We start from the raw sequence: 13,102 nt of genomic DNA on the forward strand, positions 1-13,102 counted from the left end.
TCACGAAAGCGGCTGCCCTCCACCGGGACTCGTGCCACCCTCACATGAGGGGTGGTCCGACCTGAGGCAGGTGTGCCGTGTCCGTGACCAAGATCGCCAGCGGTATCAAGGGCGGTTCCGCCGTGTGCGGCCTGCCGGACGGCTCGTTCGTCGTCGCGTCCGGGCAGGGGGTCCTCACCCGCTACGACGCGGCCGGAGCAGAGATCGACTCGATGTCGCTCGGGTGGGTGGTCAGCGGGCTTGCGGCGCACCCGACCGGCTCGGGCGTGTTCGCCGCGTGTGCTGCGACCGGCGTCTGGGAGGTGCTCTTCGGCGCAGCGCCGTCGGTGCGAAAGCTCAAGTCGCTCAAGGGAGCTCGCGCCCTTGCAGTGGACGTCGCGAGTGCCTCGATCCACGTCGTGGCGACACGCGACGGCGGCACGTACGGCCGCATCCCGATCACGGGCAGCGGCAAGGGGCGCATCGTCGCCCGCGGTATCGGCAACGGGCGCGCTCTTGCGCGCCGCATGGGCGACGCGTCCGCCTGGGTCCTCCGAGTGGGTGGCACGTCAGGCGCGGCGCCGACCGAGTCGAGCCTCGCGGCATACGACGTGTCGAGCGGCGAAGCCGGCCCGGTCGTCGCGGACCTCGGGCTCGCCCGCGACGTCGCATGGGTCGCACCGGCCGGCGGCCGGCTCGCCCTCGCCGACTCCCGCGGCCGCATCCTGCTCGTCGACACGCAGCGTCCGGCGGACCCGCCCGTCGTGCTCGAGGACGGGCTCCCCCGCGTGTGGTCCGTCGACCTGTCGGCGGCGCCCGGCCCTGGTGGCGGTGCCGCCCTCATCGCGGGCGTCGGCGACGCGCTCGTCCTCGTCGACCTGCCGCCCGCGCCCAGCGTCCAGCTCGACCTGCCGGCCAAGCCGCTCTACCTGTCGAGCTGGGCCCGCGTCGGCGTCGCCCTCACCGGTGGCCTCTCTCTCGACGACCTCATCTTCAGGGTCGAGCCTCCGGAGGGCGGGCTCGTCTCCCAGTCACGCGACGCCACCTTCACGCACCGGCCCTCCGTCGTCCTGGCCGCGAGCGCCGTGCCCGGCGCCTACAAGCTCGTCGTCCACGACCGGGCCACGGGCGACGAGCTGCTCGGCGAGCCGTTCGAGATCACCGATGCGTGGGACGGCGTGGACGGGCCTCCCGTGAGCCACGTCGGAACCGTCGGCGTCGACTCGCCCGACCCCGCGTGGGGCGGCGGCGACCCCTTCGTCCCGCAGAACCTGGGTGTCACACCGGCGCTCGGCACGAAGAACGTCGCCGTCGTCATCGTCGAGACCAACGACAGCACGGCGCTGTCCGCGGCCGACCAGGGCACCCTGCGCACCGAGTGGAGCAACGAGGTCTTCGACGGCGTCACCCGCGGCGGCGTCGTCGAGTCGACGCGCGGTTACTGGCGCGACGTCTCGGAGGGTCGACTCGACCTGTCGAACTCCGGCATCGTCGGCCCGATCCGGCTGGCCAACAACTGGGCGTCGTACGGCACGACCATCAACACGATGACGGGCAAGACGGACGGCTGGGAGGGCTTCGCGCGCGCGGCCGTCGCAGACCTGCGCACCCAGAACGAAGCGGCCGCCGCGGCCGGCAACCCACCCGTCCTCGATCTGATGACGGTGGACTCGATCGTCCTCGTCGTCCGCTCGCTCCCGGCCGCGGGCACGAACCCGGGCCGCTTCGTCTGGCCGAGCGCCACGCGGCCGGGCGCCTACCAGCTCTCGTTCGAGGTGGCTCGGCAGCGCGTCAGCGTGCCGGTGCCCTTCGGCAGCATCGAGATCAGCGTGCCGATCATGCGGACGATCCAGATGTTCTCGATGCCGGACGACTGGGAACCGCGCGAGTCGAGTGGCCGGGTGCGTGGCGAGACGGTGTCCCACGAGCTCGGGCACAACCTCGGCCTGCCGGACGAGTACGCCCGGTCGGCCCATCCGCAGTGGGCCAAGGACCGTGACCTCGCCAGCACCACCGCGGCGGGTGCGAGCTGGTCGCTCATGTCGTGGGAGGAGGAGTTCCCGCAGACCACGGTCGTAGAGAAGATGCGGCTCGGCTGGGTCGATGCCCCGCACGTGCGCAACCTCAGCTTCGCGACGCTCGGGCCGGTGGACGAGACGGTGACGCTTCACGCCTCCGACCTCGGGCCACCCCCTGCCGGACGCTTCTCCGCGGTCGAGGTGCGCATCGCCGACGGGCACAACTACTACTTCGAGTACCGCCGCGAGCTGCCGTCGTCGACGAGCGACCAGGACGTCCCGGCCGACCGCACCGTCATCGGCGTCGACTGCCGTTCCGGTGCCGAGCCGACGGACCGGCGCAACATCCTGCGGATCAAGAACGACTCCGACAGCGACAACGGCGAGTTCCAGTCGGGTGACGACTACCGCGAGCAGGACACGTCGGACCCGGGCTACCCGAACGACTTCCGGATGAGCGTCGTGAGCACGAGTGCCGACTCGGCGCAGGTCCGGATCCAGTACGGCGACTCCAAGCCGGACCCACAGCTCCGCCCGTGGGCGCCCAGCACGAACTGGAAGAGCCCCGACCTGCGGGTCACCAACGCCCGCAACGCCATAGACAGCCGATTCCGCGACATCCCCTGGGAAGGGCACGACAACCGGATCGTCGCGACGGTGCGCAACCCCGGCCTGCTCAACGCCCGGGGCGTGCGGGTCGACTTCTTCGTCAAGGACTTCACGCTCGGCGGCGGCGCGGAGACACCGCTCGGCAGCGACACGCACGACGTGCCGACCGGCGCGACCGTGGAGTTCACGTCGAGCGTGGCCTGGGTGCCACCGCCGCTGTCGGCCATCCCGTTCCTCGGCATCCGGCCGCACTACTGCGTCGTCGCCCGGATCGCGGAGTACGTCGACCCCGTCGACCCGGCCATCCGCGAGATCACCCGGGACAACAACGAGGCACAGTCGAACCACACGCAGCTGATCTCCGTCAGCGCCTCGCCCTCGAGCCGCGAGATCGGCTTCGTCAAGGTGACGAACCCGCTCCCCGCCGCGGCGGACTGCCGGGTGCAGGTGCGGCAGACGAGCGAGTACGCCCGCACCTATGTGGAGCACGCGTGGGTGCACCTCCAGCCGGGTGAGGAGCGCGAGGTCATGTTCCTGACCGAGTCGCTCATCGGTGACCCGCTGCTCGGGCACGAGGCTCGGGAGGGTCGCGAGCGGATCTACAAGGAGCCCAACAGCGTTCGCCTCACCGGCATCGCAGACGACCATGAGACCTGCGAAGGCTTCGTGACCGGAGGCGCGCACGTGCTCGTCCGGTCGGCCCGGGCAACGCGCTGGGTGAAGTTCGCTCGCCACGGCGGCCACGCGTTCGGCCGGGTCGAGGTGGTCGACGACGGCTCCGGTGCCGACGGGACCGTCCTCGTAACGGTGTGGCCGGAGGGGGCGCCCGAGAAGGCGATCGTGCACGAGGGACGAGCGGTCGACGGAGACGTCAACGTGGAGCTGGGTCACGTCGAGGACGACTGGCTGACCCAGGCGCACTACCTCGGCGGGTTCGATGTCGCGCCCTCAGACAGCGAGGTCTTCCGTCGGTAGCCGAGCGGGCACGACCAGCATGCCCGCCACGGACTACCGTCATGGGGTGAGTGAGATCAGCGCCGAGTCCCCGTCCCCCGAGTCGGCACCACCCGAGACCCCCACCACGGTGGACGGGTCACCGGCGCCCGACCGCGTGTCGTTCGCCGACCTCGGCCTCGACGAACGCGTGCTCAAGGGGCTGCGCGACGTCGGTTACGAGCACCCGTCGCCGATCCAGGAGGCGACGATCCCGGCACTGCTCCAGGGCAGGCACGTCGTCGGTCTGGCGCAGACCGGCACCGGCAAGACGGCGGCGTTCGCACTACCGATCCTGAGCCAGCTCGACCTCAAGCAGAAGGCGCCGCAGGCGCTCGTTCTCGCCCCGACGCGTGAGCTCGCACTCCAGGTCTGCGAGGCGTTCGAGCGGTATGCCGCCCGCCTCCCTGGAGTTCACGTGCTCCCCGTCTACGGCGGACAGGCGTACGGCGTGCAGCTGAGCGCGCTGCGTCGTGGCGTGCACATCGTGGTCGGCACGCCGGGCCGCATCATGGACCATCTGGAGAAGGGGACGCTCGACCTGAGCCAGCTGCGCTTCCTGGTGCTCGACGAAGCGGACGAGATGCTGAAGATGGGCTTCGCCGAGGACGTGGAGACCATCCTCGCCGACACGCCGGACGAGAAGCATGTCGCACTGTTCTCGGCGACGATGCCCGCCCAGATCCGCCGCATCTCGAAGAAGTACCTGCGCGACGCCGTGGAGATCACGGTCGAGACGAAGACGACGACGGCGCCGAACATCGCGCAGCGCTACCTGATGGTGTCCTACCCGCAGAAGGTCGACGCCCTGACCCGCATCCTCGAGGTGGAGAACTTCGAGGGCATGATCGTCTTCGTCCGGACCAAGAACGAGACCGAGACGCTGGCGGAGAAGCTTCGGGCGCGTGGCTTCTCGGCGATGGCGATCAACGGTGACATCGCCCAGAACCAGCGCGAGCGCACCGTCGGCCAGCTCAAGTCGGGCAAGCTCGACATCCTCGTCGCGACCGATGTGGCCGCGCGCGGCCTGGACGTCGAACGGATCAGCCACGTCGTGAACTACGACATCCCGACCGACACGGAGTCGTACGTCCACCGGATCGGTCGCACCGGCCGTGCCGGCCGCAGCGGTGACGCCATCTCCTTCGTCACCCCGCGCGAGCGGCATCTGCTCAAGGCGATCGAGAAGGCCACGCGCCAGTCGCTCACGGCGATGAACCTGCCCACGGTCGAGGACATCAACGCGACGCGCCTGAGCCGCTTCGACGACGCCATCACCGAAGCTCTCGCGACGGACAAGGTCGACTTCTTCCGCGACGTCATCGGCCACTACGTCAACGAGCACAACGTCCCGGAGGTGGATGTCGCCGCTGCCCTCGCGGTGGTTCTGCAGGGAGAGGAGCCGATGCTGCTCGAGCCCGAACCCGTTCGTCCTACCCGGCAGTTCGACGACCGTCGGGGGCGTGACGGCGGGCCGGACGGAGGCCGCCACGGAGGCCGCCACGGAGGCCGCTACGGCGATCGTGACGGTGACCGGCCCGGCCGGGGCCGACGCGATGACGGCGACGACCAAGGCGGCGCGCGTGGTGCGGGGCGCTACGAGCGACGCGACGACCGGCCCGGACGCGGCCGGCGAGACGGGCCGAGCGCGGCGCTCGCCACTTACCGGATCGAGGTCGGCAAGCGGCACCAGGTCGAGCCACGTCAGATCGTGGGAGCGATCGCCAACGAGGGCGGTCTGCAACGACAGGACTTCGGACACATCGACATCCGGGGCGACCACTCGCTCGTCGAGCTGCCCGCCGACCTGCCGACCGGCGCCTGGGAGGCGCTGCGCGGCACCCGGATCTCTGGTCGGCTCATCGACCTGACGCGTGACGAGGGACGTCCGCCGTCCCGCCGGTCGACTCCCTCGGAGCGCGGCCCTGGTGCCACGGACGACGGGTCGAACCCGCCGCGCAAGAAGAAGCCACGCCACAAGGGTTGACTCTCCGGCCCCCGCTCGCGGGTGAAGGTGCCCGCTCGACCCCGGAAGAACGTGGTGACGGGGGCCGCGGCGCACGCGTACTCCCAGCCGGGCCCCGCGACACGGCCGAGACATGCCTCCAACTCGGCATGCTCGGGCGGGGTGTCGGGGCGGAGCAGCTACAGATGCCAGGTCACTCCGAATGCGGTGACCGTCGCCGTCAGTCCACGCTGGTGGACGACGGTGTGGTGCCGGCCGCACAGCAGAACCCCGTTGCATAGGTCGGTGGGCCCGCCGTGGAGCCAGTGCACCACGTGGTGGGCCTCGCACCACATCGGCGGGACCGTGCAACCTGGGAACGTGCAGCCCTTGTCGCGGACGGCGAGGGCCCGGCGCTGTGCGGGTGTGAACAGTCGCTTGGTGTAGCCGAGGTCGAGCACCTCGGAGGGCGCCCCGAGCACCATCGGCACGATGCCGGCCTCACAGGCCAACCTCCGCACCGCCGACGGCGACAACGCACCGTCGTTGTCGAGCACGCCGGCGCCGCGGACCTGCTCGAGCAGCGCCTCGAGCGTCATCGTGATTACCAGGGTCGACCGCGGGGACCGCGTCGCTCCCTCGGGCGCCGCGACCCCTCTGCCGATGACCTCGAGCAGAGCGTCCGCCCGGCGGGTCGCCGCGGTGCGCGGGTCGGCCTCACCGACACCGCCGTCGAGCGCGAGCTCGGATCGCGGCCTGGCCAGGCGATCGATCGCCGCCTCGACGATCGCCGCACCCTCTGCGTCGAGCCGCAGCTCGAAGACCGTGAAGCCGGCGCACGAGCGCACCGTGCGGAAGGCCCGGCCCAGCCGCTTGCCGGCCTCTTCGGACTCGAGCTCGGCCGGCGGCTTGACGGTGGCCCTGGCGTGGGTGATGAGTCGGCGCAGCTCTCGACCGGTCAGGACGTCGCACGCCTCGACCATCGAGTCGACGATGCCCGCGAGGTGCTCGGGGTCGGCGATGCGGGCCACGTCGTCGTGGAACCGGACGATCGCCGCGGCGTGCTCGACCGACACCTCGGCCGCAGCGACCCGCTCGGCCAGCCGATTCCAGCATGGCTCGTTCATGGCCGCACCCACGCGGGTCAGTGCCGAGGCCTGGGGACCCTCGAGCCCACCGGCCTGCGCCCGCACCCAGTCGGTGGCCGACAGCCCGTCAGCCTCTCCGAGGCCTCGCGAGTCGGCCTCACGGGCCAGCACCGCGGTCAGCGTCTGGCTCAGCTCGTGCACCGTCTGCGCCTGGCCGATGACCTCGCCGACGTCACCCTCGGGCAGTGACCACGTGGGGAAGTCACGAGCGAGCGTGCGGAGCGTGTCGGCCATCGAGCGCAGCACGTCGACGAGGCTCTCGGTCTCGACGGCTGCTGCGGTGGTCATGAGAACACTCTATGCACCACCACTGACAATGCATGACGAAGTCATTTCCACCACACCCCTCTGGATGCGAGCGCACCGACACACCACTTCGTCAGCCCGCACGGGGAGCCGCCCTTCTCACGACGTGGACGGCATACGTCCGCGGCGTGTGAGGCGAACCACACTGCGAGCACAGGGCCTCAGGGACTACCCAGCTACCCATGGTAGTTAGTTGAAACATGAAGCAACTTCGTGTCGTCGTGTCGAGCACCCGCCCTGGCCGCATCGGGCCCAAGATCGCCGAGTGGGTGGCAGCCCAGGCGCCCGCAGGCGAGTGGGAGGTCGGCCTGCTCGACCTCTCGGCACTGCCGTTCTTCGACGAGGAGGACATGCCGCGCAACGGCAACTACGCCAAGCCGCACACGAAGGAGTGGGCCTCGAAGGTCTTCGAGTCCGACGCCATCGTCATCGTGACGCCGCAGTACAACCGCAGCTTCCCGGCGCCGATCAAGAACGCGATCGACTACCTCTTCGCCGAGTGGGACGCCAAGCCCATCGCGCTCGTCGGCTACGGCTGGAACGGCGCGACCGACGCCACCGCCGACCTGACCAAGGTCCTCGGCCACGTCAAGGCCGACGTCGTCGGCTCGACCGGCCTCGTGTTCACCCAGGACGTGTCGCCCGAGGGCTCCCTCGACGTCACGCCCGAGCGCCGTGCCGAGCTGGCCGGGCTCCTCGAGTCCCTCGCGGCCAAGGTTGACGAGCCAGCCACCGCCACCGTCTGACCGCACCCTTCATGGGCCCGGGGCTCGCCCAGGTGCGTCCCGGTCCAGTTCGTATGCCGTGCGCTCAGCCGATTACGGGACGACCGAGCACCTCAGCTGCCGTCGCGGACGGCGCGGAAGCGGGGCGCGTGCCGACGGGGACGACCCGGCGCAGCCGCATCGACGGCTTCTCGACGAGCAGCCACGACGCCCATGCGACCGGCACGGTCACCGCGACGGAGAGCACCGCGAACCAGAACGAGCCCACAACCTCCGGCACCCGCCCGACTGCCATCAGCTGCTGCAACGGGAAGGCGAAGACGTAGACGCCGTAGGAAATGTCGTTTCTAGCGCCCACCCGCACCGGGAGTCGCGCGCCCAGCCAGAGCAGGACGAAGGCGAGTGGGACCGGGGCGAGCATGAGGTACCAGGTGCCGTCCAGCAGCAATGCTGCGACGACGACCGCTCCCGCCACGGCCGCGACAGCGCGCGAGCCAGGAAGCCGTTCGCGGAAGAACCACAGCAGGACCCCAGCGGCGAAGAAGGACCACAACCGGGTCAGGTCGCGAAGGGCATCGGGCCCCACGCCGAGCCCGAACTGGACGACGATGCAGACCGCCAATCCGGCTGACAGCAGCGCAGCAGTCCTGATGCGGAACCACACCGCGCCGATGACGAGACCGAACGCCACGTAGGCCGCAGCCTCGTACAGCAGGCTCCAGACAGAGACGTTCCACAGTCCGTGGTACGCCACGTCGGTCGGGGTGCCTGCGATGCCCATCTGGGTCGTGACAAGCAGGGAGTTCTTCACCACGTAGCTAGCCGCGCTCCTCCAGTCGTAGGCGTTCCTCGTCATGGTCGTCGAGACAGGAGCAGCGACGAGTGCCGTGAAGAGCAGCACCGCCCAGTAGGCCGGCATGAGGCGAAGTGCCCGCCGCCACAGGAATGGCCGCATCCCCATGCGCGTCCGGCTGCCGGCGATCAGGTAGCCGGAGATCGCGAAGAACCCGTCGACTGCGAATGCGCCGAGGTAGGGCCAAGGACCCGACTCCCCTGTCGCGGCCTTGAAGGAGTGGTCGACCACGACGAAGGTGGCGAGGAGCAGTCGGACGGCGTTGAGGGCGTTGTCGCGCCCCGCAAGTCGCGCATGGACGGACGCCGCGCCCCCACTCCCCCAGTTCGGCATGGGCCAAGAGTGCCCGAGCGCCCGCATGCTGACCCGAGAATGCCAAAAGCCTTGTCTCTCAGTTCAATTGGAACATGCACAAGTTATGACAAAACGGACGTTGCAGTACGGTGCGAGACGGCCGCGAGTTACGGGATCGACACGTCAGTGCAGGGCCGGTGTTCGTAGATCTGTCCCCAGCCGGTCTCGGCGGCGAGGCAGAAATCCCGACGGACCATGTCGTTCGCCTCTTCCGATTCCTGGGTCAAATAAGGGAAGAGGCGCTCCCTCAGCCCGTCGGGCATCGGTGTCAGGAGCAACACGTCCGCCGCGCGAATGTCGTCCACCAGTCCGGAGCCCGCCTGCTCGGAGACGCCGACCGCGAGCTCGAGGAAGTAGGCGCGCGGGCGCAGCTCGGGCATCAGGTAGTACATCTCGATTCGCGACAGAGACGCGCGACTCATGTCCGTTGAGCCCACGAAGAGCGTCTCGCCCGGTGACGCGTGCCTGAGGAGCTGAAGTCTGGTGTCGCTGAGTCTGGACGCGTCGTCCGCCTCGATGAGCGCCGACCGGTCCTCGACGCGCACCCGCACCGCTTCCGGCGACGGACGCAGCAGAGTTGCTGCCATACCGCCCACCAACGCCACGCTCAGGGACGCCATGAGCATCTTTCGTCGACGGATCGACGCCGCCGTCGGACGTGAAGTCGCCGCCCCGATCACAACGAGGGGTGCCGTGACGCACAGGGTGTAGATCGCATGCTCCGCATCGATGCGTTGGAGGGCCTGAGGCAGGACTCCGAGCGCAAGCAGCGCATGCGAGATGGAGACGCGGCTTCGACGAGTCCAAGCGAACCACAACAGGATGCACGTGACGGCCCCCACCGGAGCCAGGACCACGACGGACCGAAGGGGATCGTCGGCCAGCCGGAGAGATCCATTCACGCCCACGCGGCCGAGGACGATGTTCTGCCACATTCGCTCGCCCGCCATCACTGAAAACACGGCGATCGGTGAGACGCCGACGAGAAATCCGGTAACAGCCCACTTCCCTCTGCCAGTTCGCCAGACATGAGGCGCCAACACCGGGAGGATCACCACCAGCATCTCAGGTCGGAAGGTAGTGCTGAGTCCCGCTATCAGGCCGGCCCCGAAGTCTCCGGCTCGCAGCGCGAGTCGAGCCAGACCCACCGCACTGACGAGGCAGGCGACTGCACCCAGCTAGGCATAGGCCACTGTGCCGAGTGGAAAGAGGATGGTGAGACTCAGGACTGCGGCGAGCAGTGCTGTGACTCGGTCACGAGACCGACCCACCAGGTAGCAGCCGAGCGCAACCGCGATGTGCAGCGCGAGACCCAGGGCCCGCTCGGTCTCCAACGAGCTCCCCAGAGTCGAGAAGGCCCCGGCCAGAAGGTAGAACGGCGCGGGTCCGTACACAGTGAAGAAGTCACGGTGGGGAACCAGCCCGGACCCGACCTGCTCGCCATAGACCAGGAGGATCGACTCGTCCAGGGACGTGAGCGGCCAGGAGAACGACGGCAATGCTAGTAGCGTCGCCACAAGTGCAACCAAGGCTGCATCGATGACCGTCGGAATGCGCTGGAAGAGTGCCTCCGGAGCCACGGTCGTGGCTCGCACCTCACCGCGCCGCCAAGAGCGGACTGACCGCACTGACAACGCTGCCGGACGTGCGGAGTCACGCATGAACGGGCTCCGCGCCCCAACTCCCCCAGTTGACATGCGCCTAGGGTGCCTGAGCTCCGAACCGTTGGCTTGAGAACGCGAAAAGCCTTGCTACTCAACCGAATTGGAACTTGGACAAGGTGGCGCAAATCGGACGATACCGGCACTATGAATGCGGCGAACCGTTCTCGCGACGAAGCCTGGGGATGGCCGCGAGGACCACCAACACACCGCTCGACCACAACGGCATGGCGAGCATCATGGCCACCGCAATCGCGCCCCGACGACCCTTGGCGGCTCCCCATACGACCACGCCCACGGCAGCGACAAGCCGCACGGCCAGAGGCGGGTAGTGGTCCTGCGTGGGTGGCGTGGGCGAGCCGACGACGAAGTGCCACCACTGCGTCCACAACCCCGGCGAGAGCGCCAACGACGCCGCCACCACGAGTGCTGTCGACGAGACTGCCATCACAGCGTGGCGCCACTCACGCCGCACGATGAACCACAGCGGGCCCAGACCCGGCGTGACCTTGGTCAAGAGCGGGAACGCCCAGGCCGCCGGCCGCCTCAGTCCGACGACCGCGGCGACCGCGAGAAAGGCCTCGATGTTGCCGATGAGCAGGGCGGGCGGGGCCACATAGGCGAGCACGAGCCAGCGCCAACGAGACGGCAGCGGCCAGAGCAGCCAAAGGAGCGCCGCAGCCAACAGCAGCGACCAGATCGTGAGGAACACCGGCCACGGCAAGAGGGTCAACGGGTAGACGACCTGCGCAAACGCCGGAGAGTAGTTGAAGGCGTCGGGCGAGCCGGGCGGCAGGGCGTAGGGCCCGACGCGCCAGACGTTCCAGTACGCGTGCGCCGAATCCGTACCGAACGTCGAGATCCGGCTCACGAAGAGGAGCCAGACCGTTGGCAGCAGGGCCACCCACAGGGACGCGCGGCCGACGTCGACGAGTGATCGATCCGCGGACCGGCGACCCACGGCCTGACGACCGATCGGGGAGTTCGACTCTGGGGCAGAGTTTTTCACAGGGTAGCTGGATCGACCAGAAGCATCGCGGCTCACGGTCACCTCCGCAGGAGCACGTGCCCGGAAGCTTCTTCGACCAGTTGCCACCCGGCCGCCTCCAGCTTGGGCACGACAGCGGCCTCTCGTGGCAGCAGCGCGTGGGAACACTGCACAGCCACGGGATACTCCTGCCATCCCGGGGCCCCGGCGACAAAGCCGAGGTACGCCCGGATCCGCTCCACGGTATACAGCTCGACGCGCGTGTCCATCGTGGGCTCGAGCCCGGGGTGCTCCAGCATGAGCCAGCCTCCGTCGACCTGGTCGTTACAGACGACGGTCCCTGCGGGGAGGCGCGTGAGAGCTTCGTCGAGGCCGTTCGCGCCGATGCCTGCGTGAGCCGCCGTCGCCCCAACAAGGCCTGCGGCGGTGGCGAGTGACGCGATCCCGGCCACCACAACACCCGTGAACTCGCGGCGGGTCCAGCCTTCCACCGGACCCTGCCTCGTGAGGCGCTGGATCGCCGTGGCCGCCAAGGGCGCCAGGATCACCGCTGCCACGGCGACGGTGCGCGCCCATGACAGGGCCATCATGAGCGCGAACAGAAGCAGGAGCACCGTGGTCCACTCTTTAGCCGGCCGACGGGCCTGGTCGAGCACCACGACCAGCACGAGAAGCAGCGCGGCCAGCAGCCCGAGGTCGTGCACGCCTGGGGGCTGCCACTCGCTGATCAGCGCCGTCACCCCGCCGACCTGGAACGGGGACGCGAAGAGCGTGGGACCCACGGGCGTCAGGGCGGCGGCTACGACCGAGAGTATCGGCACCAGGGCGAGCCGCCCTGCCTCGCGGATCGACACCCTTCCCTCGAGGACGAGACCCATGGTCACGACACCTCCGACCACCGGCCCGAGGAACCACATGCCGTGGCTGCAGGCCCAGAGCCACGTGAGCGGCACGAGCCACCATCGCGCTCGGCCGTCCACCCGCGTCAGCAACCAGGCACCGGCCGTGGCCGCAGTCAAGGCGAAGGTGACGAGTTGCGGCCGGGGCGAGAGGCTGCCGCTCACTGCGACGAAGACCACTGCGAGCACCAGTGCGCTCACGAGCGGAGAGGCACCTCGACGGCACACAGCGAGGACGGCCAGCCCGACGAGCAGCGAGCCCAGGCACAGAAGCCAGGCGACGCCTGGGAGCCCATATGCAGCATGCACCCAGTGCATCAGCAGCTCGGGCAGCCACTGGTTCAGGATCCACGTGTTCTCCGTGGCAGCGCCGAACGGGTCCTCGAGGACGAACTGCCTTGTGAGCTGGAGGTGTTCGCCAGTCACGATGTGCCAGAATGCATCTGGATCCTTGACCGGGCCCAGCGGTTTCAGCGCGAAAAGCACCACGACGAGGGCGGGCAGCAGCCAGCCCACCGTCGCTGTCGGCGAACTCGCGCGACGCCGTTCCGTCGGGCTCTCGGGCCTGACGTCGGCGCCGGCCCGAACCGACCCGCGGCCGGTCCCGATGGTCACGACACGGAG

9 protein-coding genes are annotated in these 13,102 nt (G+C 69.3%); 3 read left to right on the forward strand and 6 right to left on the reverse strand.

What is annotated here, in order from left to right:
* Positions 1-77: 77 nt before the first annotated feature.
* Both H9I49_RS14405 and H9I49_RS14410 read left to right on the forward strand, forming a co-directional pair.
* Positions 78-3,581 carry a hypothetical protein gene (locus H9I49_RS14405; RefSeq protein WP_188031032.1) on the forward strand — a complete coding sequence of 1,168 codons (3,504 nt, stop codon included), beginning with the start codon at positions 78-80 and terminating at the stop codon, positions 3,579-3,581.
* 19 nt (positions 3,582-3,600) lie between these two features.
* Positions 3,601-5,586 carry a DEAD/DEAH box helicase gene (locus H9I49_RS14410; protein ID WP_188031033.1) on the forward strand — a complete coding sequence of 662 codons (1,986 nt, stop codon included), beginning with the start codon at positions 3,601-3,603 and terminating at the stop codon, positions 5,584-5,586.
* Between the two features lie 158 nt (positions 5,587-5,744).
* On the opposite strand, the gene H9I49_RS14415 is transcribed toward H9I49_RS14410, so the two are convergent.
* Positions 5,745-6,980: an HNH endonuclease signature motif containing protein gene (locus H9I49_RS14415; RefSeq protein WP_188031034.1), complete on the reverse strand. Its 1,236-nt coding sequence runs from the start codon at positions 6,978-6,980 to the stop codon at positions 5,745-5,747.
* A gap of 218 nt (positions 6,981-7,198) precedes the next feature.
* Between H9I49_RS14415 and H9I49_RS14420 the strand changes: the two genes are divergently transcribed.
* Positions 7,199-7,744, forward strand: a complete 546-nt coding sequence (locus tag H9I49_RS14420) for an NADPH-dependent FMN reductase (protein WP_188031035.1) — start codon at positions 7,199-7,201, stop codon at positions 7,742-7,744.
* Positions 7,745-7,808: 64 nt separating this feature from the next.
* Here the strand turns inward: H9I49_RS14420 and H9I49_RS14425 are convergent, their stop codons facing one another.
* From H9I49_RS14425 to H9I49_RS24485, 5 genes are all read right to left on the reverse strand, one after another.
* Positions 7,809-8,909, reverse strand: coding sequence for an acyltransferase (locus H9I49_RS14425; protein WP_188031036.1), 1,101 nt, complete (start codon positions 8,907-8,909; stop codon positions 7,809-7,811).
* Positions 8,910-9,037: 128 nt separating this feature from the next.
* Positions 9,038-9,994, reverse strand: a complete 957-nt coding sequence (locus H9I49_RS14430) for a hypothetical protein (RefSeq protein WP_188031037.1) — start codon at positions 9,992-9,994, stop codon at positions 9,038-9,040.
* A gap of 114 nt (positions 9,995-10,108) precedes the next feature.
* The gene (locus H9I49_RS14435) at positions 10,109-10,510 is read right to left on the reverse strand and encodes a hypothetical protein (RefSeq protein WP_188031038.1); all 402 of its coding nucleotides are present in this window, start codon (positions 10,508-10,510) and stop codon (positions 10,109-10,111) included.
* A gap of 226 nt (positions 10,511-10,736) precedes the next feature.
* A complete protein-coding gene (locus H9I49_RS14440) occupies positions 10,737-11,552 on the reverse strand; it encodes a glycosyltransferase family 87 protein (RefSeq protein WP_188031039.1) in 816 nt (271 codons plus the stop codon).
* Positions 11,553-11,638: 86 nt separating this feature from the next.
* Positions 11,639-13,093 carry a hypothetical protein gene (locus tag H9I49_RS24485; RefSeq protein ID WP_188031040.1) on the reverse strand — a complete coding sequence of 485 codons (1,455 nt, stop codon included), beginning with the start codon at positions 13,091-13,093 and terminating at the stop codon, positions 11,639-11,641.
* Between the last annotated feature and the right edge of the window lie 9 nt (positions 13,094-13,102).

It is taken from the genome of Terrabacter sp. MAHUQ-38, assembly GCF_014518425.1.
In the GTDB taxonomy this organism is placed as follows: domain Bacteria; phylum Actinomycetota; class Actinomycetes; order Actinomycetales; family Dermatophilaceae; genus Terrabacter.